Annotated in this window: 25 protein-coding genes; 14 read left to right on the top strand and 11 right to left on the bottom strand. The window is 65.3% G+C overall.

The genetic code is table 11. From position 1 onward, the window contains the following. The first annotated feature begins 14 nt into the window (after positions 1–14). Together trpB and trpA are read left to right on the top strand one after the other, a co-directional pair. The gene (gene trpB / locus ACN0X6_RS02575; RefSeq protein WP_417701849.1) at positions 15–1,241 is read left to right on the top strand and encodes a tryptophan synthase subunit beta; all 1,227 of its coding nucleotides are present in this window, start codon (positions 15–17) and stop codon (positions 1,239–1,241) included. Next, positions 1,238–2,047 carry a tryptophan synthase subunit alpha gene (gene trpA, locus ACN0X6_RS02570; RefSeq protein WP_417701847.1) on the top strand — a complete coding sequence of 270 codons (810 nt, stop codon included), beginning with the start codon at positions 1,238–1,240 and terminating at the stop codon, positions 2,045–2,047. Before trpB ends, trpA begins: the two co-directional genes overlap by 4 nt. 64 nt (positions 2,048–2,111) lie before the next feature. Here trpA and ACN0X6_RS02565 read toward each other — a convergent pair whose 3' ends face one another. Both ACN0X6_RS02565 and ACN0X6_RS02560 read right to left on the bottom strand, forming a co-directional pair. After that, positions 2,112–3,548 (bottom strand): SulP family inorganic anion transporter, encoded by a 1,437-nt coding sequence (locus ACN0X6_RS02565; protein WP_417701845.1) that lies wholly within the window; start codon positions 3,546–3,548, stop codon positions 2,112–2,114. 149 nt (positions 3,549–3,697) lie between these two features. Continuing rightward, the gene (locus ACN0X6_RS02560) at positions 3,698–4,096 is read right to left on the bottom strand and encodes a hypothetical protein (RefSeq protein ID WP_417701843.1); all 399 of its coding nucleotides are present in this window, start codon (positions 4,094–4,096) and stop codon (positions 3,698–3,700) included. A 150-nt stretch (positions 4,097–4,246) separates the two neighbouring features. On the opposite strand from ACN0X6_RS02560, the gene ACN0X6_RS02555 reads away from it, so the two are divergent. Then, the gene (locus tag ACN0X6_RS02555; RefSeq protein WP_417701841.1) at positions 4,247–4,990 is read left to right on the top strand and encodes an SDR family oxidoreductase; all 744 of its coding nucleotides are present in this window, start codon (positions 4,247–4,249) and stop codon (positions 4,988–4,990) included. Positions 4,991–5,073: 83 nt separating this feature from the next. Here the strand turns inward: ACN0X6_RS02555 and dkgB are convergent, their stop codons facing one another. Next, on the bottom strand, positions 5,074–5,877 hold the full coding sequence (dkgB, locus tag ACN0X6_RS02550) for a 2,5-didehydrogluconate reductase DkgB (RefSeq protein WP_417701839.1): 804 nt from the start codon (positions 5,875–5,877) through the stop codon (positions 5,074–5,076). On the opposite strand from dkgB, the gene ACN0X6_RS02545 reads away from it, so the two are divergent. Both ACN0X6_RS02545 and ACN0X6_RS02540 read left to right on the top strand, forming a co-directional pair. Next, entirely contained in the window at positions 5,876–6,070 is a 195-nt protein-coding gene (locus ACN0X6_RS02545) for a hypothetical protein (RefSeq protein ID WP_417701837.1), read from the top strand. The genes dkgB and ACN0X6_RS02545 overlap by 2 nt on opposite strands. Further along, complete coding sequence (locus ACN0X6_RS02540) at positions 6,067–6,960, top strand: LysR substrate-binding domain-containing protein (RefSeq protein ID WP_417701835.1); 894 nt, start codon at positions 6,067–6,069, stop codon at positions 6,958–6,960. Before ACN0X6_RS02545 ends, ACN0X6_RS02540 begins: the two co-directional genes overlap by 4 nt. A gap of 138 nt (positions 6,961–7,098) precedes the next feature. Here ACN0X6_RS02540 and pbpG read toward each other — a convergent pair whose 3' ends face one another. Then, the gene (gene pbpG, locus ACN0X6_RS02535) at positions 7,099–8,001 is read right to left on the bottom strand and encodes a D-alanyl-D-alanine endopeptidase (RefSeq protein WP_417701834.1); all 903 of its coding nucleotides are present in this window, start codon (positions 7,999–8,001) and stop codon (positions 7,099–7,101) included. 112 nt (positions 8,002–8,113) lie between these two features. Then, complete coding sequence (locus tag ACN0X6_RS02530; protein ID WP_417701832.1) at positions 8,114–9,034, bottom strand: choline sulfate utilization transcriptional regulator; 921 nt, start codon at positions 9,032–9,034, stop codon at positions 8,114–8,116. A gap of 113 nt (positions 9,035–9,147) precedes the next feature. Here ACN0X6_RS02530 and betC point away from each other — a divergent pair, with 113 nt between their 5' ends. From betC to ACN0X6_RS02515, 3 genes are all read left to right on the top strand, one after another. Beyond that, the gene (gene betC / locus ACN0X6_RS02525; protein WP_417701830.1) at positions 9,148–10,656 is read left to right on the top strand and encodes a choline-sulfatase; all 1,509 of its coding nucleotides are present in this window, start codon (positions 9,148–9,150) and stop codon (positions 10,654–10,656) included. Positions 10,657–10,893: 237 nt separating this feature from the next. Continuing rightward, positions 10,894–11,814, top strand: coding sequence for a choline ABC transporter substrate-binding protein (gene choX, locus ACN0X6_RS02520; RefSeq protein WP_417701828.1), 921 nt, complete (start codon positions 10,894–10,896; stop codon positions 11,812–11,814). Positions 11,815–11,872: 58 nt separating this feature from the next. Next, positions 11,873–13,444: a SulP family inorganic anion transporter gene (locus ACN0X6_RS02515; protein WP_417701826.1), complete on the top strand. Its 1,572-nt coding sequence runs from the start codon at positions 11,873–11,875 to the stop codon at positions 13,442–13,444. Between the two features lie 213 nt (positions 13,445–13,657). Here the strand turns inward: ACN0X6_RS02515 and aroE are convergent, their stop codons facing one another. Beyond that, the gene (gene aroE / locus ACN0X6_RS02510; RefSeq protein ID WP_417701824.1) at positions 13,658–14,479 is read right to left on the bottom strand and encodes a shikimate dehydrogenase; all 822 of its coding nucleotides are present in this window, start codon (positions 14,477–14,479) and stop codon (positions 13,658–13,660) included. A gap of 164 nt (positions 14,480–14,643) precedes the next feature. Beyond that, positions 14,644–15,552 carry an oxygen-dependent coproporphyrinogen oxidase gene (hemF, locus tag ACN0X6_RS02505; RefSeq protein ID WP_417701822.1) on the bottom strand — a complete coding sequence of 303 codons (909 nt, stop codon included), beginning with the start codon at positions 15,550–15,552 and terminating at the stop codon, positions 14,644–14,646. Between the two features lie 147 nt (positions 15,553–15,699). Between hemF and ACN0X6_RS02500 the strand changes: the two genes are divergently transcribed. Then, positions 15,700–16,677, top strand: coding sequence for an NADPH:quinone reductase (locus tag ACN0X6_RS02500; RefSeq protein ID WP_417701820.1), 978 nt, complete (start codon positions 15,700–15,702; stop codon positions 16,675–16,677). A 210-nt stretch (positions 16,678–16,887) separates the two neighbouring features. Here the strand turns inward: ACN0X6_RS02500 and ACN0X6_RS02495 are convergent, their stop codons facing one another. The 3 genes from ACN0X6_RS02495 to ACN0X6_RS02485 form a co-directional block, all read right to left on the bottom strand. Beyond that, positions 16,888–17,445 carry an L-threonylcarbamoyladenylate synthase gene (locus ACN0X6_RS02495; protein WP_417701818.1) on the bottom strand — a complete coding sequence of 186 codons (558 nt, stop codon included), beginning with the start codon at positions 17,443–17,445 and terminating at the stop codon, positions 16,888–16,890. A gap of 65 nt (positions 17,446–17,510) precedes the next feature. Next, a complete protein-coding gene (gene dprA / locus ACN0X6_RS02490; protein ID WP_417701816.1) occupies positions 17,511–18,626 on the bottom strand; it encodes a DNA-processing protein DprA in 1,116 nt (371 codons plus the stop codon). A gap of 81 nt (positions 18,627–18,707) precedes the next feature. After that, entirely contained in the window at positions 18,708–19,745 is a 1,038-nt protein-coding gene (locus ACN0X6_RS02485) for a LysM peptidoglycan-binding domain-containing protein (protein WP_417701814.1), read from the bottom strand. A 153-nt stretch (positions 19,746–19,898) separates the two neighbouring features. Here ACN0X6_RS02485 and def point away from each other — a divergent pair, with 153 nt between their 5' ends. The 5 genes from def (at position 19,899) to ACN0X6_RS02460 (ending at position 24,654) form a co-directional block, all read left to right on the top strand. Further along, positions 19,899–20,405: a peptide deformylase gene (gene def / locus ACN0X6_RS02480; RefSeq protein WP_230926079.1), complete on the top strand. Its 507-nt coding sequence runs from the start codon at positions 19,899–19,901 to the stop codon at positions 20,403–20,405. Between the two features lie 211 nt (positions 20,406–20,616). Further along, positions 20,617–21,561 carry a methionyl-tRNA formyltransferase gene (gene fmt, locus ACN0X6_RS02475; RefSeq protein ID WP_417701812.1) on the top strand — a complete coding sequence of 315 codons (945 nt, stop codon included), beginning with the start codon at positions 20,617–20,619 and terminating at the stop codon, positions 21,559–21,561. Further along, positions 21,558–22,871 carry a 16S rRNA (cytosine(967)-C(5))-methyltransferase RsmB gene (gene rsmB / locus ACN0X6_RS02470; RefSeq protein ID WP_417701810.1) on the top strand — a complete coding sequence of 438 codons (1,314 nt, stop codon included), beginning with the start codon at positions 21,558–21,560 and terminating at the stop codon, positions 22,869–22,871. The genes fmt and rsmB overlap by 4 nt, the downstream gene beginning before the upstream one ends. An 11-nt stretch (positions 22,872–22,882) precedes the next feature. Continuing rightward, positions 22,883–24,256: a Trk system potassium transporter TrkA gene (gene trkA / locus ACN0X6_RS02465; protein ID WP_417701808.1), complete on the top strand. Its 1,374-nt coding sequence runs from the start codon at positions 22,883–22,885 to the stop codon at positions 24,254–24,256. A gap of 71 nt (positions 24,257–24,327) precedes the next feature. After that, a complete protein-coding gene (locus tag ACN0X6_RS02460) occupies positions 24,328–24,654 on the top strand; it encodes a tetratricopeptide repeat protein (RefSeq protein ID WP_417701806.1) in 327 nt (108 codons plus the stop codon). A 177-nt stretch (positions 24,655–24,831) separates the two neighbouring features. Here ACN0X6_RS02460 and ACN0X6_RS02455 read toward each other — a convergent pair whose 3' ends face one another. Then, on the bottom strand, positions 24,832–26,208 hold the full coding sequence (locus ACN0X6_RS02455; protein ID WP_417701804.1) for an aspartate aminotransferase family protein: 1,377 nt from the start codon (positions 26,206–26,208) through the stop codon (positions 24,832–24,834). Positions 26,209–26,275: the final 67 nt, after the last annotated feature.

The following is a 26,275-nucleotide window of genomic DNA, read 5'->3' as shown; positions in this document are numbered from 1 at the left end:
AACGGATGACAGCCATGCCTGGTTCACAGAATTCCTTCCGCAGCGGCCCCGACGCTCGCGGCCTTTTCGGTCGCTTCGGCGGCCAGTTCGTCGCCGAAACCCTGATGCCGCTGATCAACTCGCTGGCCGCCGAATACGAGAAGGCCAAGAGCGATCCGGCCTTCCTCGAAGAACTCGCCTACTTCCAGCGCGACTACATCGGCCGCGCCAGCCCGCTGTACCACGCCGAGCGCCTCTCCGAGCACTTCGGCGGGGCGAAGATCTACCTCAAGCGCGAAGACCTGAACCACACCGGCGCGCACAAGATCAACAACTGCATCGGCCAGATCCTGCTGGCCAAGCGCATGGGCAAGCAGCGCATCATCGCCGAGACCGGCGCCGGCATGCACGGCGTGGCCACCGCCACCGTGGCCGCGCGCTTCGGCATGCAGTGCGTGGTGTACATGGGTACCACCGACATCGATCGCCAGCAGGCCAACGTCTTCCGCATGAAGCTGCTCGGCGCCGAGGTGATCCCGGTCACCGCCGGCACCGGCACCCTCAAGGACGCCATGAATGAAGCCCTGCGCGACTGGGTGACCAACGTCCACAACACCTTCTACCTGATCGGCACCGCCGCCGGCCCGCATCCGTACCCGGCCATGGTGCGCGACTTCCAGTCGGTGATCGGTAACGAAGTGCGTGAGCAGATCCTCGAGAAGGAAGGGCGCCTGCCCGACTCGCTGGTCGCCTGCATCGGCGGCGGCTCCAACGCCATCGGCCTGTTCCACCCCTTCCTCGACGACGAAGGCGTGCAGATCGTCGGCGTCGAGGCCGCCGGCCATGGCGTCGACACCGGCAAGCATGCGGCGAGCATGGCCGGTGGCGCGCCGGGCGTACTGCATGGCAACCGCACCTTCCTGCTGCAGGATGACGACGGCCAGATCACCGATGCCCACTCGATTTCCGCCGGCCTCGACTACCCGGGCGTCGGCCCGGAACACGCCTGGTTGCACGAGATCAAGCGCGTCGAATACGTGCCGATCAGCGATGACGAAGCCCTCGCAGCCTTCCACCAGTGCTGCCGCCTTGAAGGCATCATCCCGGCCCTGGAAAGCGCCCACGCGCTGGCCGAAGCCTTCAAGCGCGCACCCAAATTGCCCAAGGACCACCTGATGGTGATCAACCTGTCCGGTCGCGGCGACAAGGACATGCAGACCGTGATGCACCACATGCAGGACAACCAGGAGAAGCACGCATGAGCCGCCTGCAGAACCGTTTCGCCGAACTGAAAGCGGAAAACCGCGCCGCGCTGGTGACCTTCATCACCGCCGGTGACCCCGACTACGCCACCTCGCTGAGCATCCTCAAGGGCCTGCCGGACGCCGGCGCCGACGTGATCGAACTGGGCATGCCCTTCACCGATCCGATGGCCGACGGCCCGGCCATCCAGCTCGCCAACATCCGCGCGCTGGCCGGCAAACAGGGCATGCAGCAGACGCTGCAGATGGTTCGCGAATTCCGCGCAGGCAACCAGAGCACGCCGCTGGTGCTGATGGGCTACTACAACCCGATCTTCGTCTACGGCGTCGAGCGTTTCATCGCTGACGCCAAGGCCGCTGGCGTCGACGGTCTGATCGTGGTCGACCTGCCGCCGGAGCACAACGACGAGCTGTGCGAGCCGGCGCAAGCCGTTGGTCTGGACTTCATCCGCCTGACCACCCCGACCACCGACGACGACCGCCTGCCCACCGTGCTGGCTGGCAGCTCCGGCTTCGTCTACTACGTGTCGGTAGCGGGCGTGACCGGCGCTGGCGCGGCGACCATGGATCATGTCGAGGAAGCCGTGGCACGCCTGCGTCGCCACACCGACCTGCCGCTGTGCATCGGCTTCGGTATCCGCACCCCGCAGCACGCCGCCGAAGTGGCCAGGCGCGCCGAGGGCGCGGTGGTCGGCTCCGCGCTGATCGACAAGATCGCCGAAGCGCAAAGCCCACAACAGGCCATCGACGGCGTACTCGGCCTGTGCCGCGAACTGGCCGAAGGGGTACGTGGCGCGCGGCGCTGATCCCAAGCCCCAAAAAAACCGCTGCCCTATCGCAAGGTGCAGCGGTTTTTTCGTTACGGCGTCACTACTCGCTCGCCCGCTTGAGCAGCTGCTTGCAACGCTCGGACAGGTGCACCACGCGCAGGTGCTTGCCGGCGCGCTCGTAGCGCTCGCGCAGGGTTTTCAGCGCGGCGATGGCCGAGTAGTCGACGAAGCTCAGGTGGCGGCAGTCCAGCGTCACCTGCTGTGGGTCATCGGCGGGCTCGAACTGCGCCAGGAAGGTGGTGCAGGAAGCGAAGAACAATGTGCCATGCACGCGGTACAGCTTGCTGCCATCGGCCTGCATATCGCTGTCGGCGTAAAGCTCACGGGCATGCTGCCAGGCGAAGTTGAGCGCGGCGATGACGATGCCGCAGAGCACTGCCGTTGCCAGGTCGGTGGCCACCGTGATGGCAGTCACCGCGACGATCACCAGCACGTCGTTGGCCGGCACCTTGCCGGCGACACGCAGCGACCCCCAGGCGAAGGTCTGCTGCGCCACCACGAACATCACGCCGACCAGCGCGGCCAGCGGGATGCGCTCGATCAGTGGCGAGAGAAACAGCACGAAGAGCAGGATCATGACCCCGGCGACCACACCGGACAGCCGCCCGCGCCCACCCGAGCCGAGGTTGATCACGGTCTGGCCGATCATCGCGCAGCCGCCCATGCCGCCGAACAGACCGGACGTCATGTTGGCTACGCCGAGCGCCACGCACTCGCGATCCGGGTGGCCGCGCGTGGCGGTGATTTCGTCGGTCAGGTTCAGGGTCAGCAGGGTTTCCAGCAGGCCGACCAGGGCCATCAACACCGCGTAGGGGGCGATGATGACGAGGGTTTGCAGATTCCAGGGAATGTCCGGCCACACCAGGCTCGGCAGACCGCCGGCAATCTGCGCCATGTCGCCGAGGGTATGGGTCGGCAGATCCATCAGGTAGACCAGCGCGCCGATGCCGAGGATTGCGACCAGCGCAGGCGGCACGGCACGGGTCAGGCGCGGCAGCAGGTAGACGATGAGCATGGTCAGCGCCACCAGCCCGAGCATCAGGTACAACGCGTTGCCTTGCAGCCAGTGGCCGTCGTGCTGGAAGTGCTCGAACTGGGCCAGGGCGATGATGATCGCCAGGCCGTTGACGAAGCCCAGCATCACCGGGTGCGGCACCATACGGATCAGCTTGCCCAGGCGCAGCAAGCCGAACGCCAGCATGATCAGACCACCGAGCAGCACCGTGGCCAGCAAGTACTGCACGCCGTGCTGTATCACCAGCGCAACGATCACCACCGCCATCGAGCCGGCCGCGCCGGAGATCATCCCCGGCCGGCCACCGAACAAGGCGGTGAGGGTGCAGATGATGAAGGCGCCGTACAGGCCCATCAGCGGGTTGACCTGGGCCACCAGGGCGAAGGCGATGCACTCGGGCACCAGGGCGAAGGACGAGGTCAGGCCGGCCAGCAGGTCGGCGCGTAGGCGTGCGGGTTTCATGAGCGGGCGTGTGAACAGGCAAAAGGGCGCGCATGTTAGCGCCCCAAGCGACTTGCCGTCATGCGCTCATAGATGACCGGGGAATCAGCAGCCTGGTCCATACCCTGTGAGTGCATGGCAATCACAGGGCAGAGGCTGTCAGGCATCGCTTACCGATACAAAGCGCACAGCGGCTCGATCTTGTCGCCCTTGACGTAGGAGAAATTCAGCTTGAGGCCTTCGATCTCCATGCCCAGCTCCATGGTCTTGGCATTGAAAGCCAGCACCTGCAGATCGAAGCTCTGGTAGGGCGAAGTGATGTGGATGGTCTGGCCATCCTCGCTGAGGCGATAGTCGGAGACTTCCACCTCCCGCTCGCCCGGCTCTGCGCAATTGAACGGATGCAGGTCGCTCTTGCCGTCGGCCTTGAACTCGACGACGTTGGCGATACCGTTGTTCAGCGGCGTCATGGCCCAGATGCCGAGCAGTTGATCCTGGCGTTCGATCGTGGCGGCACTGGCCGCGCTCGACAACAGGGCGAACAGGGGAACACACAGCAGTTTCTTCATGGGATTTCCTTATCGGATGCTGAGGCACGTCCACAGGCGGACATGCGCGGCGCCGATGCTACCTGCATCCGGCAAAGTCGGACACCAAGGGCGCCACACTTCGACAGCCCGGCATATATTCTGAACACCAGAACAACAAGGAGCCCAGTCATGAACAAGAACCTGCTGATCACCGGTGCCAGTCGCGGCATCGGCCGTGCCACAGCCCTGATGGCCGCGGCTGACGGCTGGACGGTCGGCGTGAACTACCGCAGCGACCGCGAAGCCGCCAATGAGGTGGTGGCGCAGATCGAAGCCATGGGCGGCAAGGCCGTTGCGCTGCCAGGTGATGTCGCCAACGAGGACGATGTGCTGCGCCTGTTCGAGGCCATGGACAAGCTCGGCGCGCTGCACGGCCTGGTAGTCAATGCCGGCATCGTCGCCCCGCCCATGCCGCTGCTGGAGATGAGCGGCGAACGCCTGCAACGGATGTTCGACGTCAATGTGCTGGGCAGCTACCTCACCGCGCGCGAAGGGGCCCGGCGCATGGCCCACAGCCGTGGTGGAGAGGGTGGTTCGATGGTGCTGGTATCGTCGGTGGCCGCCAGTCTCGGCTCGCCCTTCGAGTATGTCGACTACGCCGGAGCCAAAGGCGCCATGGACGTGCTGACTCGCGGCCTGGCCAAGGAACTGGGCGGCGAGGGCGTGCGGGTCAACGCCGTGCGCCCGGGATTGATCGATACCGAGATTCACGCCAGCGGTGGCCAGCCGGATCGCGCCGAGCGCCTGGGCAAGGCGACACCGCTGGGCCGCGCCGGGCGCGCCGAGGAAGTCGCCGAAGCCATCGTCTGGCTGCTCGGTGACAAGGCCAGCTATACCACCGGCGCGCTGATCGATATCGCCGGCGGGCGCTGAGGCACGCTCTACAGCCGGTGCGCACGGCGCCAGGTAGGGTGCGCCATGCGCACCGCTGGCAATCCGGACGACCTTCCGTGTGCTCAATCCCAGCGCGGCGCGAAACCCGGGTTGGCGACTCGCTCGCCACGCTCCAGAGTCGCGATGGCGGCCATGTCCTCGTCGCTCAGGCGCAGTTCGGCGGCAACCAGGTTGGCCGCCAGGTTCTCGCGCCTGGTCGAGGACGGAATCACCGCATGACCCTGCTGCAGCGACCAGGCCAGGGCGACCTGCGCCGGGCTGGCGCCATGGGCAGCGGCGATGCGCTGGATCACTGGCTCTGCCAGCACCTTGCCGTAGGCCAGCGGCATGTAGGCGGTGAGATGGATCCCCTGCTGCCGGGAGAACTCCACCAGCTTGCGGTTCTGCAGCAGCGGATGGATTTCCACCTGATTGGTGGCGATCTCGTCCTTGCCCACGGCTTCGATAGCCCGGCGCAAATGGGCGATGGTGAAGTTGGACACGCCGATGGCGGCGGTCAGGCCCTGGCGCTTGGCGTCCAGCAACTCGCCCAGGTACTGCGCCACGGGAAGCTCATCGTTCGGCGACGGCCAGTGGATCAGGGTCAGGTCGACCCGCTCCAGGCCCAGACGCTGCAGGCTCTCCTGCAAACTGGCGATCACCCGGCCGCTGCCGAGGTTCTCGGTCCAGACCTTGGTGGTCACGAACAGCTCATCGCGCGCCACCTTGCTGGCGGCGATGGCCTGGCCGATCGCCGCCTCGTTGCCGTAGATCTGCGCCGTGTCGATATGCCGGTAACCCAGCTCCAGGCCCGTGCGTACCGAGTCGATGGCGATCTGGTCCTTGAGGCGGAAGGTGCCAAGACCGAAGGGGGGAATGAATTTCATGACCAATATCCTCACAGATCGTGAATGGATGGCCGATCAGCAAACCGGCGCAGGGACTGAATGGTTCGGCCCGTGCAGGCCCAAGGCAAAGGGCGAGCAGCAGGCAGGCTTGATGGAGAGCAGTATCCGCGCCAGACTCATGCGGAAAAACCTGCCAAACCAGCAAACACCTTTGACTGAAGATCAACAATGAAGACTAGCCTGGAAGAAATGCTCGCCTTCACCAGCGTGGTCGACTGCGGCTCGATCAGCGCGGCCGCCGAGCAGCTCGAACAAACGGCGTCCGGCGTCAGCCGTGCCCTCAGCCGGCTGGAGGAAAAGCTTGCCGTCACCTTGCTACGCCGCACCACCCGGCGCCTGGAGCTGACCGAGGAGGGCGAGATATTCCTGGCCCAGGCGCGGCGCATCCTCGCCAGTGTCGAGGATGCGGAGGAGCAGATGACCCTGCGCCGCCAGGCACCGGCCGGGCGCCTGCGAATCAACACCGCCTCGCCCTTCATGCTGCATGTGATCGTGCCGCTGATCGGCGAGTTTCGCGCGCTTTATCCACAGATCGAACTGGAGCTGAACAGCGACGATCGTATCATCGACCTGCTGGAGCGCCGCACCGACCTGGCCATCCGCATCGGCAACCTGCCGGACTCCAGCCTGCATGCCAGGCCGCTGTGCCACAGCCGCCGCCGCGTGCTGGCCAGCCCGGAGTACCTGCGCCGCCATGGCACGCCAACGCGTACCGAGGAGCTGGCCGGGCACAGCCTGATCGGCTTCACCGAGCCGGACAGCCTCAACGAATGGCCGCTACGCCACGCCCTCGGCGAGCGCTGGCGCATCACCCCAAGCCTGCGCGCCTCCAGCGGCGACACCATTCTCGAACTGGCCCTGGCTGGCGAAGGCCTGGTGTGCCTGTCGGACTTCATGACTGACGGCACCCGCGCCAGCGGCGCGCTGGTCGAGGTGCTGGCCGCGCAACGCGTGGAGGTGCGCCAGCCGATCAACGCGGTGTACTACCGCAACACCGCGCTGGCGTCGCGCATCACCTGCTTTCTCGATTTTCTCAGCGAGCGGCTGGGCTGCCCGACCTGAGGCACCACGACCGAGAAAAATCGACCGTAGCCTGGAATCCGGGGAAACAGTTGAAAGGCCCCGGATTGCATCCGGATCTAGATGACAGCACAACGAAAAAGGGCGACTCAACGAGTCGCCCTTTCTGTCACCGCTGCATCACTGCTTGGCCTGCAGGCTCCACTCGGCCAGCTTCTGCTGCTTGTAGCTGAGCGCCGCAGCCGGTACCGGGGTGACCTTGCCGGTTTCCATCCAGCGCTTGAGGCGGTTGGCGTCGGCCATGTGGGTGTACTTGCCGAAGGCGCCGAGTACCACGAAGGCCACCGGGCGATTGGCGATGGTGGTGGCCATCACCAGGCAGCGGCCGGCGGCATTGGTGAAGCCGGTCTTGCTCAGGTCGATGTTCCAGTCGGGCTTGCGCACCAGGGCGTTGGTGTTGCGAAAGCCCAGGGTGTAGTTGGGCTTGCGGAAGGCCACGGTCGCTTCGGAGTCGGTGCTGAACTGGTGGATCAGCGGATACTGGTTGGCTGCCTTGACCATCAGTGCCAGGTCACGGGCGGTGGCGACGTTCAGCTCGGACAGGCCGGTAGGCTCGACGAAATGGCTGTTGTGCATGCCCAGCGCCTTGGCCTTGGCATTCATCGCCGCGACGAAGGCCGCGTGGCCGCCTGGGTAATGGTGCGCGAGGCTGGCGGCGGCGCGGTTCTCCGAGGACATCAGCGCCAGGTGCAGCATCTCGCGACGAGTGATTTCGCTGCCGATACGCACACGGGAGAACACGCCCTGCATTTCCTCGGTGTCACGGATGTTGATCGGCAAAACCTGATCCAGCGGCAGCTTGGCATCCAGCACCACCATGGCGGTCATCAACTTGGTGACCGAGGCGACCGGCAGTCGCAGGTCCGGGTTGCTGGAATAGAGCTCCTGGCCAGTTTTCAGATCGATCAGCAATGCACTGCCGGCGGCCAGCTCCTGCTTGGGCTGGGCAGGCGCGGCCTGGAGGTTCGAAACAACAAGGCTGCCGCACAGCAGCAGGCCCAAAATCGAATGATGGAGTTTCACGGTTTACTTCACCGGTTGGAGTGTGGGAGCCGCTGGCAGACCTGGAAAACGACTGGCTGGAGCGGCGGCGACCAGTATAGGGATCACGCTTGGCTATTGCAGTATGGCCCGGTCAAACGGTTGCTGCTGGCGAATCCAGCTCGGCCTGCAACCAGTCGACGAAACGCGCGGTAAGGCGCTGGCGACGCTTGCGCTCGGGCAGCACCAGGTAATAGCCCAACGCCGAATGCACCTGGGCCTCACCCAGACGACAGAGCAGCCCCTGAGCCAGAAGTTCATCGACCAGATGGCGCCAGCCGATGGCCACACCCTGCCCGGCAATCGCCGCCTGGATCAGCAGGGTGTAGTTGTCGAAACGCAACGCGCCGGGCGTTGGTAGGCTGGCGATACCCAGCGCGCGAAACAGGCCATCCCAGTCGAACCAGCGCGAACGGTGCTCGGGACGCAGGTGCAGCAGCGGTAGGTCAGCCAGCACTGCGACCGGCAGCGGCGGCTGAAGCTCGCCGAGCAGACGCGGACTGCACACCGGGAATACCTCCTCGCGAAACAGCAGATGCGCCTCGCCATGCTTGAAGCGGCCATCACCGAAGCGGATCGCCACGTCGATGTCGCTGGGTACCGTGGCCGGGTCGCGCTCGCTGGTGATCAGGCTGACGTCCACCTCCGGGTACAGCCTGTTGAAGCGCTGCAGGCGTGGCATCAGCCAGTAGGCGGCGAAGGCGAAGTCGGTGGCCACCTGCAGCACCTCATGCTGCTGCCGTGCAGTGACGGCGACGAGCCCGGCATCGAGGCTGGCCAGCCCCTCCTGCACATGGGCCAGCAACAGCTCGCCGGCCTCGGTCAGCACGATGCCGCGATAGACGCGGTCGAACAGGCGCGTGGCCAGTTGCTGCTCCAGACGCTTGATCTGCTGGCTGATGGCCGGCTGGCTGCTGCCCAGCTCGCTGGCGGCGGCGGTGAAACTGAGCTGGCGCGCCGCCGACTCGAACACCCGCAGCGCGTCGAGCGACAGTCCATCGATGGCTTTAAACATAAGCTGTGCTTATCCGAGGCATGTATTTCAGCCGGGTTTACCCTGCCGCCGTTCTACCGGAATCATGGTGCCCGCACTGTCGCATAAACCAACAGTATGGAATACCCGTCACCATGAAGCGCCCGAACATCCTCTTCATCATGGCCGACCAGATGGCCGCGCCGATCCTGCCGCTGCACGACGCGGCCTCGCCGGTGCAGATGCCCAACCTGATGAAGCTGGCCGAGCAGGCCGTGGTGTTCGACTCGGCCTACTGCAACAGCCCGCTCTGCGCGCCGTCGCGCTTCACCCTGGTCAGCGGGCGGCTGCCGTCGAAGATCGGCGCCTTCGATAACGCCGCCGACTTTCCAGCCGACGTGCCGACCTACGCCCATTACCTGCGCCGCCTCGGCTACCGCACCGCGCTGTCGGGCAAGATGCACTTCTGCGGGCCGGATCAGTTGCACGGCTACGAGCAGCGCCTGACCAGCGACATCTACCCGGCCGACTACGGCTGGGCAGTGAACTGGGACGAGCCGGAGGTACGCGCCAGCTGGTACCACAACATGTCTTCGGTGCTGCAGGCCGGCCCTTGCGTGCGCAGCAACCAGCTGGACTTCGACGAAGAGGTGGTATTCAAGGCCCGCCAGTACCTCTACGACCATGTGCGCATGACCCCGGATCAACCGTTCTGCCTGACCGTGTCGATGACCCACCCGCACGACCCCTACACCATCGCGCGCGAATACTGGGATCGTTACGAGGGCGTGGACATTCCTCTGCCGCGCCAGTACCTCGAGCAGAGTGAGCAGGACCCGCATTCGCAGCGCCTGCTCAAGGTCATCGACCTGTGGAACAAGCCGCTGCCCGAGAACAAGATCCGCGACGCCCGCCGCGCCTACTTCGGCGCCTGCAGCTACATCGACGACAATATCGGCAAGCTGTTGAACACCCTGGAGGAATGCGGCCTGGCGGAGGACACCCTGATCGTCTTCTCCGGCGACCACGGCGACATGCTTGGCGAGCGTGGCCTCTGGTACAAGATGCACTGGTTCGAGATGTCCGCCCGCGTGCCGCTGCTGGTGCATGCGCCCAAGCAGTTTGCCGCGCACCGGGTCAGCCAGTCCGTATCCACCCTCGACCTGCTGCCAACGCTGGTGGAACTGGCCGGCGGCGAGGTCGAGCAGGGCCTGGAGCTGGAGGGCCATTCCCTGCTGCCGCACCTGCAAGGCGCGGGTGGCCACGACGAAGTACTCGGCGAATACATGGCCGAAGGCACTGTCAGCCCACTGATGATGATTCGTCGCGGCCCCTGGAAGTTCGTCTATTGCGAGCAGGACCCGCTGCTGCTGTTCAACCTGGACAATGACCCGCTCGAGCGTCAGAACCTGGCCGAGTGCAGCGAGCACAAGGACATCCTCGCCGGCTTCCTGGCCGAGGCCCGCGAACGCTGGGATATTCCGGCCATCCACGCCGCCACCCTGGCCAGCCAGCGCCGCCGCCGACTGGTGGCCGAGGCCCTGAGCCAGGGCAAGCTGACCAGCTGGGATCATCAGCCCTGGGTCGACGCCAGCCAACAGTACATGCGCAACCATATCGATCTCGACGACCTGGAACGCCGCGCCCGTTTTCCACAGGTATGAACCTTTACCGACTGCCGCCCCCAAAGGGACACCTCTAAAAACTACCTGCGTTGCCATCACTGCGTTAAAAACAGGCTGGAACGCCAGCCCGGTCAAATGCTCATTTACAGCTCGTAAAGTCGAGCGCGACCCCGGTCGTTTTTCGCCTGTTTTTGCGGGGCCGCCATCGGTATTGCGCTGGCTGCCTCGCCTATGTTTTTAGAGGGGCCCAAAACAGAAGAAAAAAGGAGAGACGCCATGAACCGATTCAGCGTGCTGTTACTCGCCACTGCGCTCACCAGCGCCGGCAACGTCTGGGCTGAGGACGCCGCCTGTGCCACGGTCAAGCTGGGTGATCCGGGCTGGAGCGACATCGCCGTGACCAACGGCATCGCCAGCTTCCTGCTCGACGGCCTGGGCTACAAGCCGCAAACCCAGACCCTGGCCGTGCCGATCATCTTCGCCGGCCTGCACAAGGGCCAGGTCGACGTGTTCCTCGGCAACTGGATGCCGGCGCAGCAAAGCAACTACGACAAGTTCGTCGCCAGCGGCGAGGTGGACAAGCTGGCGCAAAACCTCGAAGGCACCGAGTACACCCTGGCCGTACCGACCTATGCCTTTGATGCCGGGGTGAAGACCTTCGCCGATCTGGACAAGCACGCCGACAAGTTCGGCAAGAAGCTCTACGGCATCGCCTCCGGCTCACCCGCCAACGAGTCGATCAGGCAGATGATCGCCGCCGACGAGTTCGGCCTGGGCGACTGGACGCTGGTGGAGTCCAGCGAACAGGCGATGCTGGTGCAGGTCGGCCGCGCGGTGAAACGCGATCAGTTCGTGGTCTTCCTCGGCTGGACGCCGCACCCGATGAACGTGCAGTACGACATGAAGTACCTCAAAGGCGGCGAGAAGTACTTCGGCGACAGCGGCCAGGTCAACACCCTGGCGCGCAAGGGCTACGCCGCGCAGTGCCCCAACGTCGGCAAGCTGCTGAGCAACCTGACTTTTACCCAGGAGATGGAGAACAGCATCATGGATCAGGTGCTGAGCAAGCAGGCCAGCAACGACGCCGCGATCAAGGCCTGGCTCCAGGCCAACCCGCAGGTACTCGATGGCTGGCTGCAGGGCGTCAAGACCCTCGACGGTGGCGACGGTCTGGCCGCCGTGAAGGCGCGGCTTTGAATTAACCGCGGCAAGTGAGTAGGGTGGAGTCGCCTGCGGCCCACCCTCGACCCGAATCATGCGCCTACCTGACCGACAGACCCTGCTGCCGTTTCTCCGCTGGTTGCCTGGCACCAGCCGCAAGACCCTCGGCAATGACCTGCTGGTGGGCCTGACCGGCGCCATCCTGGCTCTGCCGCAATCGCTGGCCTACGCACTGATTGCCGGGCTACCGGCCGAATACGGCCTGTACGCCGCCATCGTGCCGGTGATCATCGCCTGCCTGTGGGGCTCCTCCTGGCACCTGATCTGCGGACCGACGGCAGCCATCTCCATCGTCCTGTTCACCAGCGTCAGCCCCATGGCGCGCATGGGCAGCGACGAATTCATCGCCCTGATCCTGCTGCTGACCTTTCTCGCCGGACTGTTCCAATGGCTGCTCGGCCTGCTGCGCTTCGGCGCCCTGGTGAACTTCGTCTCGCAGTCGGTGGTGCTCGGCTTCACCCTCGGCGCGGCGCTGGTGATCGCCATCGGGCAGATGCCCAATCTGCTCGGCGTCGAGGTCACCAGCCAGCCCACGGCGCTGGCCAGTCTGCTGCAGATCGGCCAGCACCTGCCCGAGGCGCACTGGCCGAGCCTGGCCCTGGCAGCCTTCACCCTGCTGCTCAGCGTGGCCGTGCGCAAGCTCTGGCCCAAGGCGCCTGCACTGCTGATCGGCCTGGTCTGTGGCAGCCTGCTGGCCTGGTTGCTGCCTGCGCGTTTGGTCGATGAAATCGCCCTGGTGGCACCGTTCGCCGGCGGCCTGCCGCCATTTACTGCGCTGAGTTTCGACCTCGACGACGTGCTGCGCCTGCTGCCGGCAGCCGTGGCCTGCGGCATGCTCGGGCTGGTCACCAGCCTGTCCATCGCCCGTGCGCTGGCGGTGAAGTCGCACCAGTTCCTCGATGCCAACCAGGAAGTTCGCGCCCAGGGCCTGTCGAACATGCTCGGGCCGTGGTTCTGCGCCTCGCTGTCGGCCGGCTCCTTCACCCGTTCGGCGCTGAACCTGCAGGCCGGCGCACGTACACCGCTGGCCGGCGTGTTCTCGGCACTGCTGGTGGCGCTGTTCGCGGTGTTCGGCGCAGCGCTGCTGACGCATATCCCGCTGCCGGTGATGGCCGCCGGCATCCTGCTGATCTGCTGGGGCCTTATGGATCTGCCGGCGATCCGTGCATTGCGCCGGGTCAGTCGCTCCGAGTTCATGGTGATGCTGCTGACCTTCGCCGCCACCCTGGTGCTGGAGCTGCAGACGGCGATCTACGCCGGCGTGCTGGCCTCGCTGTTCTTCTACCTCAAGCGCACCTCGCAGCCGCGCGTGCGCCTGTGGCAGGACGGCGACGACGAGGTGCTGCGCATCGAGGGCTCGATCTTCTTCGGCGCCTGCCAGTACATCCAGCAATTGCTGCAACGCAGCCGAGGTCAGCGCCTGGTGATCGACGCGCGGCACATCAACTTCATCGACTACGCCGGGGTGGAGATGCTGCACCAGGAGGCGCGCCGCCTGCAGGCACTGAAACGCAGCCTGGTGTTGCGCCAGGCGCGACCGCAGGTGGTGGAGGAAATCCTCAAGCTCGAAGGCGCCGAGCGCTGCCCGGTGCAGTTCGAGGATTGAGTGAGCGGCCTCGAACTCGTAGGGTGGGTTAGCGGCGCAATACACGAACGACCTGACAGCGCGATGATGGCGCGCCGCGTAACCCACCAGGCGATCTTCCCGCGTGACACTAATGGTGGGTTACGGCGCGTCGGAACTTGCGGGGTCATCGGTATCTGCGGCATGCGCCTAACCCACCCTACGCAGCGGCGCTCTGCACGAACTTCGGGAAGTTCAGCCCGCCAGCTGGCGGCGCAGTTCGGCCAGCACCGGCGCGGTATCCGGACGCACGCCACGCCATAGCTCGAAAGCCTCGGCAGCCTGCTCGACCAGCATGCCCAGACCATCCAGGCAGCGCGCCGCGCCCTGTTCGGCAGCCCAGCGGTTGAAGGCGGTCGCCTCGCGGCCGTACATCATGTCGTAGCAGACCGTATGACCGGGCTGGATCAGGCTCGGCGCAATCGCCGGCAGCTCACCACCAAGGCTGGCCGAAGTACCGTTGACGATCAGGTCCACCGGCGCATCGATCCAGTCGAAGCCGGCGGCGACCAGTGGGCCGAGATCGGCGAACTCGCGCACCAACTGTTCGGCCTTGGCCACGGTACGGTTGGCAATCACCAGCACGGCCGGTTTCTGCGCCAGGAAGGGTTCGAGCACACCGCGCACGGCACCGCCGGCACCGAGCACGAGGATGCGCTTGCCGGCCAGGCTGAAACCGGCGTTGTCCTGCAGGTCACGGGTCAGACCGGCGCCATCGGTGTTGTCGCCGAGCAGACGACCGTCTGCCAGCTTCTTCAGGGTGTTCACCGCTCCAGCGCGGCGCGCACGCTCGGTCAGTTCGTCGGCCAGGCGAAAGGCCTCTTCCTTGAAGGGTACGGTGACATTGCCGCCCAGACCTTCGGCAAAGAAGGCGCGGGCATCGCCGACGAAAGCGTCCAGCGGCGCCAGGCGCGCGTCATAGGTCAACGCCTGGCCGGTCTGCTCGGCGAACAGACGATGGATCAGCGGCGATTTGCTATGGCCGATGGGGTTGCCGAAGACGCAGTAGCGGTCCATGGGAAATCCTGTTTGTGTAGGAGCCAGCTGGCTGGCGATTCGCTCTGGGGCCAGATCGCCCGCAAGCGGTCTCCTGCGGGGAAATGGCGCCAGTTGGTAGCCCGGATGAAATCCGGGAGCGGTCGATAAGTGCCCCGGATTGCATCCGGGCTACGCGAAAAAACTTATGCCAGCCAATCACGATCGGTGAGGAAATACTCGGTCAGGCGCGCTTCCTCGCTGCCCGGCTCCGGCTTCCAGTCATAGCCCCAGCGCACGTGCGGTGGCAGCGACATGAGGATCGACTCGGTACGCCCGCCCGACTGCAGGCCGAACAGGGTGCCACGGTCGAACACCAGGTTGAACTCCACGTAACGACCGCGACGGAAGGCCTGGAACTCGCGCTCGCGTTCGCCGAAAGGCGTCAGCTTGCGGCGCTGGACGATGGGCAGGTAGGCCTGGATGTAGGCGTCGCCAATGGCACGCATGAAAGCGAAGCTGGTGTCGAAGTCCCACTCGTTGAGGTCGTCGAAGAACAGCCCGCCGATGCCACGCGGCTCGCCGCGATGCTTGAGGTGGAAATAGCGGTCGCACCAGACCTTGAACTTGGGATAGACCTCGGCACCGAACGGCGCACAGGCGTCATGCGCGACCTGGTGCCAGTGCACGCAGTCTTCTTCGTTGGCGTAGTAGGGCGTGAGGTCGAAACCGCCACCGAACCACCACACCGGCTCCTCGCCTTCCTTCTCGGCGCTGAAGAAGCGCACGTTGGCGTGCGAGGTCGGCACGTAAGGGTTTTCCGGGTGGATCACCAGCGACACGCCGAGGGCCTGGAAGCCACGCCCGGCCAGTTCGGGGCGATGGGCACTGGCCGAGGGCGGCAGGCTGTCGCCGAACACGTGGGAGAAATTCACCCCGCCTTTTTCGATCAACGCGCCGTTCTCGATCACCCGCGTGCGCCCGCCACCACCGGCCGGACGCTGCCAAGAGTCCTCGGCGAACACGGCCTGGCCGTCTTCGGCTTGCAGGGCGGAGCAGATGCGGTCTTGCAGGTCGAGCAGGTAGGCCTTCACGGCCTCGGTACGGTCAGTCACGGCGGCACCTTGAACAGAGAGCAGGTCGAAATCGGCGGGCAGCATAGCATTCACCCAGGCACATCCGCAGTTGACGTCGGTCAATCGGGACGATTGGATAGACCCTTTCGCCGCTCGCAGCGGCTCAAGTCAGACAAGGAATCCGAGATGGCCAAGCGTATTCAGTTCAGCCAGCACGGCGGCAGCGACGTGCTGGAATACCGCGACTACCAGCCGGCAGCACCAGGCCCGCGCGAGGTTCGCGTGGCCAACCGGGCCATCGGCCTGAACTTCATCGACACCTACTTCCGCAGCGGCCTGTATCAGCCACCCGCGCTGCCTTCGAGCCTGGGCACCGAAGGTGCCGGTGTGGTCGAGGCGATCGGCAGCGAGGTAGAAGGCCTCGAAGTCGGTGACCGCGTCGCCTACGCCACCGGCCCGCTCGGCGCCTACAGCGAGCTGCACGTGCTGCCCGCCGACAAGCTGGTGAAACTGCCGGACGACATCAGCTTCGAGCAGGCCGCGGCGGTGATGCTCAAGGGCCTGACCGTGCAGTACCTGTTGCGCCAGACCTACGAGCTCAAGGGCGGCGAAACCATCCTGTTCCACGCTGCGGCCGGCGGTGTCGGCTCCTTCGCCTGCCAGTGGGCCAAGGCGCTGGGCGTGAAGCTGATCGGCACCGTCAGTTCTGCCGAGAAAGCAGCTCGGGCCACGGAGCAGGGGGCCTGGGCGACCATCGACTACAGCCATGAGAACGTCGTGCAGCGCGTGCTGGAACTGACCGACGGCGCCAAGTGCCCGGTGGTCTATGACGGCGTCGGCAAGGACACCTGGGAAACCTCGCTGGACTGCGTGGCGCCACGCGGCCTGCTGGTCAGCTTCGGCAATGCCTCGGGCGCGGTGACCGGCGTCAACCTGGGCATTCTGGCGCAGAAGGGTTCGCTGTACGTCACCCGCCCGACCCTGGCCGGCTACGCCACCAGCGCACAGCGCCTGCAGGCCATGGCCGACGAGCTGTTCGGCATGATCGCCGGTGGCCAGCTGCAGGTGGAAATCAGCAACCGCTACGCACTGAAGGACGCCGCCGCCGCACAGGATGCGCTGAGCTCGCGGCAGACCACCGGCTCGACCATCCTGCTGCCGTGAGGACGGATAGATATTGGTGGTGTCGCGATTCTTTCGGACAGGGTGTTGCGAAGCGCCGGTGCGCGCGGCGCACCCTACGAGATGATTCGTGAATGGCGGCGCGACGTACCGTAGGGTGCGCCATGCGCACCGCTCGCCCTCGGACCTGTGTGGTTTTCGCGGTGCGCGCAGCGCACCCTACGGCAATGGCTTGCAGCTTGAACCGCTCTGCTAGGACGGGCGAATCACATCGCCCGTACGCAGGTCACGAATCAGACTGGGGTTCTTGCGTCCGCCCAGCGCGCCGCCGAGGACCTTGTCCAGTTCGCCCGGGAAGTACTGCTCGACGCGCAGGCGCGAACGCGCCGAAGGGCGCCCCGTCGGATTGGCCGAGGTGGAGATCAGCGGGCCGGTGTAGCGGCACAGCGCGCGAACCAGCGGATGGTCACTGACGCGCAGGGCAACGCTGTCGTGCTGGCCCGTGACCCATTCGGGCAGGCGATTCTGATGCGGCACCAGCCAGGTATTCGGGCCAGGCCAGGTGCCGGCGAGGCGTTCCTGCCAGACCTCTGGCAGATCATCGAGCAGGAAGTCGAACTGTTCGATGTCATCGGCCACCAGAATCAGCCCCTTGTGCATCGGCCGCTCCTTGAGCGCCAGAAGACGATACACCGCCTCCTCGTTCCAGGGATCGCAGCCCAGGCCCCAGACCGCCTCGGTCGGATAGGCGATCACGCCTCCCTCACGTACCACTCGCGCCGTTTGCTGTATCTGCCAGTTGCTGGCCATCGCCTGTCTCCCACGGAATCAATGGGCGGCAGTCTATCCAAGCCAATCGAGACCTGCCACGGCACTTAAGGTCGGCGCGCCAGCCAACGCCCTGCCTCGTTGCACACCTGGCCATCGAGCTCCAACTCGGTCAAAGCTGCCAGCACCTGTGACAGCGGCCAGCCGCTGCCCTGCACCAGCGCCTCGGTGCTGTGCGGCGCGGCATGCAGCAAGGCCAGCAATGGGTGTTCGACGCCAGCGAGCGGCACCGATAGAGGTTCGGCGGTGGGCGTCTGCCAGCCACGCAAGGCTTCGAGGATATGTTCGATGCTTTCCACCAGGGTGGCGCCATCACGAATCAGCTGATGACAACCCCGTGCGCCAGGATGATGGATCGAACCGGGAATCGCATAGACCTCGCGCCCCTGCTCGGCGGCCAGGCGCGCGGTGATCAGCGAGCCACTGGACGGGCTGGCCTCGACCACCAGCACACCCAGCGAAAGCCCGCTGATGATCCTGTTGCGCCTCGGGAAGTTGCCCGCCTGCGGCGGACAGTCCAGCGGCAGCTCGGAGACCAGCGCACCGCCGTGCTCGATGATCTGCGCCGCCAGCCCCACATGCCGACGCGGATACAGGCACTGCAAGCCGGTGCCCAGCACGGCCACCGTTTTGCCGCCCCCTTCCAGCGCACCCTGATGCGCAGCACCATCGATGCCCAACGCCAGACCACTGGTGATGGCGAAGCCACCGCCCGCCAGGCTGCGGGCAAAGGCTCGTGCGTTATCCATGCCGGGCCGCGAGGCGCGCCGACTGCCGACCATGGCCAGTTGCGGCGCCTCCAGCACGCTCGGCTCGCCCGCCACGAACAACAGCGGCGGCGCATCCGCCAGCTCGCCGAGCAGAGCCGGGTAGCCTGGATCATCCCACATCACCACATGCTGACCAGGCTCATCCAGCCAGCGCAGGGCGGCAGCCGCGCGCTCGCGGATGCCCGCACTGCGGCGAGGTTCGGCGCAGGCAGCCGGCAACCCCAACGCACGCCAGGCACTGGCCGGCGCACTGAGTGCAGCCGAGGCGCTATCGAAAGCGCTCAGAAGTTTGCGAAAGCGTCGCGGCCCCAACTCTGGCAACAGATGCAGGCGCAAGCGGGCTTCGAGCTCGGCAGGAGAAACGGCGGGGGAAAGCGAGGAGGCGGCAGGCATGGCGACTCTTCCCTGAACAGTTGCACCGCCATCCTGGCGGCCTGAAAGCACGAGCCCCGCTAGTGCGGGGCTCGTTGGGCATTACGGGTTGCGGACCTTGTCCATCACCGCCAGTTGGCGGCTGGCCTGCAGTACCAGGCCGTAGCTGAGCTTGTCGTAGGTGCGGAACACCATCAGCAAGCCGGAGCGCTCGTCCGGAATTTTCACGCTTTCGCCGGTAACGCGGTCACGTACGGTCTCGCCGGTCTTGAACACCGCCAGCACGTTGCCGATTTCCAGGCCGTCACGCAGCCCCTTGTTCAGGGTGACAACGTCGAACTGACCGATCTGGCTCACACCGCGCGGCACGTCGAGGATCAAGCCGTCGATATCGGTTATCGGCTCGCTGGGCATGAAGGTGGAGTTGATCGCACGTTCTTCGGTGGGGAACAGGCGATCGCCCAGGCGCACTTCCTGAGTGGAGCGCTTCAGCAGCAGGGTACCGACATCACCCTCTTCGGCCACGATCTCGCCAGAGCCGACGTCATCGGCGTTGATGCCGAGAAATTCCTTGGTCTCCGGGTCCACGTAGGTCTTGCCCTGACGGAAGATGCCGTAGATCGGATGCTCTTCATCGAACTGGCCACGGGCGTAGACGCGATCGCCAGCGCCGCTGACCACGCGCTCGGCGTTGCCGGCGACGACGTAAGGCTTGCCGTTGAATTCTTCCGGCGTGTCGACGATGCGGTTGCTCAGCAAGAAGCTGTTGATCGCCTCCAGCGGGATGGTCGGAATCGCTTCGGCCATCGGCGTGCTGCGCACCTGCGGCGACAGCTTGATGGTGCCGCGCGACTCGCCGCGGTTGAGCATCAGGCGCGGCTGACCGTCAACGTAGACCAGATTGAGCGTATCGCCGGGATAGATCAGGTGCGGGTTGGCGACCTGCGGGTTGGCGTGCCAGATCTCCGGCCATTTCCACGGCTGGCGCAGGAATTTGCCGGAAATGTCCCAGAGAGTATCGCCCCTGACCACAGTGTAGCGGTCCGGGTGACCGTCCTTGAGTTGCACTTCGGCCTGAGCCAAGCTGGTCAGGGCCAGTCCGCCAGCTGCAAAGAGCAGGGCGAGTAGTGATTTCCTCATACGGTGAATCCCTTTATTATGTGCCTTCACGTGAAGCGCCCTAGCGCCGCGTGCCAAACCCGCTGAATACGCGGCGTGAAGCCGTTTTTCAATGCTGTTCATCATCTTAGCAGCGGATTTTGACTTTATTCCACAAGTGCATCACAAACGCATATGGCGATCCTGAATATCCTCGAATTTCCTGATCCACGCCTGCGTACCATCGCCAAACCGGTGGACGTCGTGGATGACTCCATCCGTCAACTGGTCGACGACATGTTCGAGACCATGTATGACGCTCCGGGTATCGGCCTGGCCGCGACGCAGGTCAACGTGCACAAGCGCGTGGTGGTCATGGACCTGTCCGAGGACAAGTCCGAGCCACGGGTGTTCATCAACCCCGAGTTCGAGTCACTGACCGACGAGATGGACCAGTACCAGGAAGGCTGCCTGTCGGTGCCTGGTTTCTACGAGAACGTCGACCGCCCGCAGAAGGTCAGGATCAAGGCACTGGATCGCGATGGCCAGCCCTACGAGCTGATCGCCGAAGGCCTGCTCGCCGTGTGTATTCAGCACGAGTGCGATCACCTCAACGGCAAGCTGTTCGTCGACTATCTGTCCAACCTCAAGCGCGACCGGATCAAGAAGAAGCTGGAAAAACAGCATCGCCAACGCGCCTGATCCACTTATTCCAAGGGCTTGTGTAGCAGGTCGCATGGAAACGTCACGAGCGAAGGTTAGGCAAGGCGAAAACAGGCGAGGATCGGTCGGAGTCGCGATCGACTTTACGAGCTGTAAATGAGCAGTCCGAGCCTGTTTTCAACGCGGCATAACCGAGCGCAGTAGTTTCCATGTGACCTGCCAGGCAAGCCTTTTTCTTTAGTGACCGCCCATGCCTGACTCATTGCGTATCGTCTTTGCCGGCACCCCGGAATTCGCCGCCGAGCACCTCAAGGCCCTGCTGGCCAGCCCGCACGAAATAGTCGCCGTCTATACCCAGCCGGATCGGCCGGCCGGCCGTGGCCAGAAACTGATGCCCAGCCCGGTCAAGCAGCTTGCTCTGGAGCAGGGTATTGCCGTCTACCAACCGGCCAGCCTGCGCAATGAAGAGGCCCAGGCCGAGCTGGCGGCGCTCAAGCCGGATCTGATGGTGGTGGTCGCATACGGCCTGATCCTGCCCCAGGTGGTGCTCGACACCCCGCGCCTGGGCTGCATCAACAGCCACGCATCCTTGCTGCCACGCTGGCGCGGCGCAGCGCCGATCCAGCGCGCGGTGCAGGCCGGTGATCTTGAGTCTGGCGTTACCGTGATGCAGATGGAGGCCGGCCTGGACACCGGGCCGATGCTGCTCAAGGTCAGCACCCCGATCAGCGCCAGCGACACGGGCGGCTCGCTGCACGACCGCCTCGCCCAGCTCGGCCCACAGGCAGTGCTGCAGGCCATCGACGGCCTGGCGGCCGGCACACTGAAGGGTGAGGTACAGGATGATGCCTTGGCCAACTACGCGCACAAGCTCAACAAGGACGAGGCGCGCATCGATTTCAGCCGCCCGGCCGTGGAGCTGGAGCGCCTGGTGCGCGCCTTCCATCCCTGGCCGATCTGCCACACCACGCTGGGTGGCGATGCCTTGAAAGTGCATGCAGCCGAGATCGGCGAGGGCAAGGGCAGCCCAGGCACCATTCTCGCGGCTGACAAGAACGGCCTGACCGTGGCCTGCGGCGACGGTGCACTGCGCCTGACCCGCCTGCAGTTGCCCGGCGGTAAGCCGCTGGCGTTCGCCGACCTTTATAACAGCCGCCGTGAGCAGTTCGCCGCCGGTCTGGTGCTCGGTCGATGAACCCGCGCCTGGCAGCCGCCCGCGCCCTGACCGCCGTGCTGTCCGGCAAGGCCTCGCTGGGCAGCAGCCTGCCGCCACAGCTGGACAAGGTCGAACACCACGACCGCGCCCTGGCGCAGGACCTGGCATTCGGCGCGGCCCGCTGGCAGCCGCGTCTGCAATTGCTGGCCGAGAAACTGCTGGAAAAACCCTTCAAGGCCGCCGACAAGGACGTGGAAGCGCTGCTGCTGATCGGTCTCTACCAACTGCTGCACAGCCGCATTCCCGAACACGCCGCCATCGGCGAGACCGTCGGCTGCGCCGGCGCGCTGAAAAAACCCTGGGCCAAGGGCCTGCTCAATGCCGTGCTACGCCGCGCCCAGCGTGAGCACGAAGCCCTGTTTGCCGAACTCGATCGTGACCCGGTGCTGCACAGCGCGCATCCGCGCTGGCTGCAAAAGGCGCTCAAGGCGCACTGGCCGCAGCACTGGCAGGCCATCTGCGCCGCCAACAACGCGCACCCGCCGCTGATCCTGCGGGTCAATCGCCGCCACGGTTCACGCGATGCCTATCTCATTGAGCTGCGCAGCGCGGGCATCGAAGCCGAGCCCTGCACCTTCAGCCGCGACGGCGTGCGCCTGCTGCAGCCCTGCGATGTGACGACACTGCCAGGTTTCAAGGACGGCCGCGTCAGCGTGCAGGACGAAGCCGCGCAACTGGCCGCCGACCTGTTGGAGCTGGCGCCCGGTCAGCGCGTGCTGGACGCCTGCGCCGCACCAGGCGGCAAGACCTGCCACCTGCTGGAAGCCGAGCCGGGGCTGGGTGAAGTGGTCGCCGTGGATCTGGAAGCCAAGCGCCTGGCGCGCGTGCGCGAGAACCTCGAGCGCCTGCGCCTCGACGCCACGCTGATCGCCGCCGACGGCCGCGATACCGGCGCCTGGTGGGACGGCCAGCCATTCCAGCGCATCCTGCTCGACGCGCCCTGTTCGGCCACCGGCGTGATCCGCCGTCACCCGGACATCAAGCTGACCCGCAAGCCCGAGGACATCCCGGCCCTGGCCCAGCTGCAAGGCGAGCTGCTCGATGCCCTGTGGCCGACCCTGGCACCCGGCGGCATCCTGCTCTATGCCACCTGCTCGGTGCTGCCAACGGAAAACAGCGAGACCATCGCCGCGTTCCTGGCCCGCACCGCCGACGCGCAGGAAGTCGCCATCACCGGCGGCTTCGGCCTGCAGCCGGAGCACGGTCGCCAACTGCTGCCACAACTGGAAGGCCACGACGGCTTCTACTATGCCAAGCTGATAAAGACCGCTGTGACCAGCCACAGCTAACGGAGCGATCAGTGAAAATCATCATTCTCGGCGCCGGCCAAGTGGGCGGCACCCTGGCCGAACACCTCGCCAGCGAGGCCAACGACATCACCGTGGTCGACACAGATGGCGACCGCCTGCGCGACCTCGGCGACCGCCTGGACATCCGCACCGTACAGGGCAAGGGCTCCTTCCCCACCGTGCTGCGCCAGGCCGGCGCTGACGATGCCGACATGCTGGTGGCAGTGACCAACAGCGACGAAGTCAACATGATGGCCTGTCAGGTGGCCTACACCCTGTTCCACACGCCGACCAAGATCGCCCGGGTGCGCGAGGCGGCCTACCTGACCCGTGAGGCGCTGTTCGACAACGAAGCGATTCCGGTCGACGTGCTGATCAGCCCCGAGCAGGTGGTGACCAACTACATCAAGCGCCTGATCGAATACCCCGGCGCCCTGCAGGTGATCGACTTCGCCGAAGGCAAGGCGCAACTGGTGGCGGTCAAGGCCTACTACGGCGGCCCGCTGGTGGGTCAGCAACTGCGCCAGTTGCGCCAGCACATGCCCAACGTCGACACGCGCGTGGCGGCCATCTTCCGCCGCAACCGGCCGATCATGCCCAAGGGCGACACCGTCATCGAGGCCGATGACGAGGTATTCTTCATCGCCGCCAAGGCGCATATCCGTGCGGTAATGAGCGAGATGCGCCGCCTGGAAGACAGCTACAAGCGCGTGGTGATCGCCGGCGGCGGCAATATCGGCGAGCGTCTGGCCGAAGCCATCGAAAGCCGCTACCAGGTGAAGATCATCGAAATGAATCCGGCACGCTGCCGCTACCTGTCGGAGAGCCTCGACAGCACCATCGTGCTGCAGGGCAGCGCCTCGGATCGCGACCTGCTGGTGGAAGAGAACATCAACGACGCCGACATCTTCCTCGCCCTGACCAACGACGACGAGGCCAACATCATGTCGTCGCTGCTGGCCAAGCGCCTCGGTGCGCGCAAGGTGATGACCATCATCAACAACCCGGCCTATGTCGACCTGGTGCAGGGCGGCGAGATCGACATCGCCATCAGCCCACAGTTGGCCACCATCGGCACACTGCTGACCCACGTGCGCCGTGGCGACATCGAAAGCGTGCACAGCCTGCGCCGTGGTGCAGCGGAAGCGCTGGAAGTGATCGCCCACGGCGATGCCAAATCGAGCAAGGTGATCGGCCGCGCCATCGAAGACATCGCCCTGCCGCCGAGTACCACCATCGGCGCCATCATCCGCGACGAAGAAGTGCTGATCGCCCATGACGACACGGTGATCGAGTCCGGCGACCACGTGATCCTGTTCCTGGTCGACAAGAAGTACATCCGCGATGTCGAGCGCCTGTTCCAGGCCGGCCTGACGTTCTTCTGAGTCCCTTGTCGCACCCGGCTACGAGCCCGTAGCCCGGATGAAATCCGGGAATGCCCAATGCAGGAGCCAAGATGAGCAGCGAAGCACTGGAGAAACTGCTGGCCAAGGGCATGGACAACGCCCTGCTGCGCTTCGGCCTGGGCAAGGCCCATCTGGATGGTGGCAACGCCTCGCAGGCGGCCGAGCACCTGCAACGCTGCGTGGCGTTCGACCCGGCCTATTCAGCGGCGTGGAAGCTGCTGGGCAAGGCGCTGCAGGCCGAGGGCAACCACGACGGCGCACGCCAGGCCTGGCAGCAGGGCATCGCTGCAGCCCAAGCCAAGGGCGACAAACAGGCCGAAAAGGAGATGAGCGTGTTCCTGCGCAAGCTGGACAAGCCAGAGAGCAATCGCGGCTAAAGCCCCTCCCACAAGCTCAGTACTACCCCGCTGATCGAAAAGCCCGCCGCGGACTGTGGGAGGCGCTTCAGCGGCGAGCTTCTAGGCATTTCTGCATGTGGCCGATCCGGGATCAGGGCTTCAGCCGTCGCGGCTGAAGCCCCTCCCACAGGACGGCAACCTGCCGCTCTAGCGAGCTCAGAGTACCTCGCTGGCCACCGCATCCACCGCCGCCTTGGCGATCCCCACCACCTCGTCCGCCTCAGCCTTGGTCAGCACCAGCGGCGGGGCGAAGCCGAGGATGTCGCCGTGCGGCATGGCGCGGGCGATCATGCCGCGTTCCAGGCAGGCGGCAGAAACCCGGGGGCCGACCTTGAGCGCGGCATCGAAGGGCGTGCGCGCATCCTTGTCCGCCATGAACTCCAGCGCGGCGAGCATGCCGACACCGCGCACTTCACCCACCAGCGGGTGGCCTTCGAAGGTCTGGCGCAGTTGCTGGTTGAGGTAGGCACCGACATCGGCGGCGTTGGCGGCGATGTTTTCCTTCTCCAGGATGTTCAGATTGGCCAGCGCGGCGGCGGCACAGATCGGGTGACCGGAGTAGGTCCAGCCATGGCCCATGGCGCCGTCGCGGCTGGAGGCCTCGTCGATCACGTTCCACACCTTCTCACCGACAATCACTGCCGACAGCGGCGCATAGGCGCTGGTCAGGCCTTTGGCAGTGGTGATCAGGTCCGGCTGCATACCGAACATCTGGCTGCCCATCGGCGTGCCCAGGCGACCGAAGGCGCAGACCACTTCATCGGCAATCAGCAGGATGTCGTACTTGGCCAGCACAGCCTGGATCGCCTCCCAGTACCCGGTGGGCGGCACGATGATGCCGCCGGTCCCCATCACCGGCTCGCCGATAAAGGCTGCCACGGTGTCCGGCCCTTCGGCCAGGATCAGACGCTCAAGATCCTCGGCGCAGTGACGCACGAAGGCGGCCTCGTCCATGCCGGCCGGCGCCTTGTAGAAATGCGGGCAGGCGGCATGCTTGATGTCCGCGTGAGGCAGGTCGAAGTGCTGGTGGAAGCTGGCCAGACCGGTGAGGCTGCCGGTCATGATGCCCGAGCCGTGGTAGCCGCGCTGGCGGGAGATGATCTTCTTCTTCGCCGGGCGACCGAGCACGTTGTTGTAGTAACGCACCAGCTTGATCTGGGTCTCGTTGGCGTCCGAGCCGGACATGCCGTAGTAGACCTTCTTCATGCCCTTGGGCGCCCAGTCGATGATGCGCGCCGACAGCTCGATGATGGCCTCGGTCGAATGACCGACATAGGTGTGATAGTAGGCCAGCTCCTTGGCCTGCTTGTAGATGGCCTCGGCGACCTCGGTACGACCGTAGCCGATGTTCACGCAGTACAGACCGGCGAAGGCATCGATCAGCTCGCGACCTTCATGATCCTGAATGCGGATGCCCGAGGCGCCGGTGATGATGCGGCCCTTGAGCGCGCCGCTGGCGTGGTCGTGGGCGTGGGTGGACGGGTGCATGAAGTGGGCACGGTCCTGCTCGAACAGGTTCTGGTAGTCGGTCATGGCGATCTCCATCTGATTCGCTGAGGTAGCGTTAAAGGTAATTCACTTCCACCTGCACTCTGGATCA

This window comes from Pseudomonas sp. (assembly GCF_048269965.1).
GTDB lineage: Bacteria > Pseudomonadota > Gammaproteobacteria > Pseudomonadales > Pseudomonadaceae > Aquipseudomonas.
Note: the sequence above shows the minus strand (reverse complement) of the source record. Positions and strands in the feature narration are given on the sequence as shown.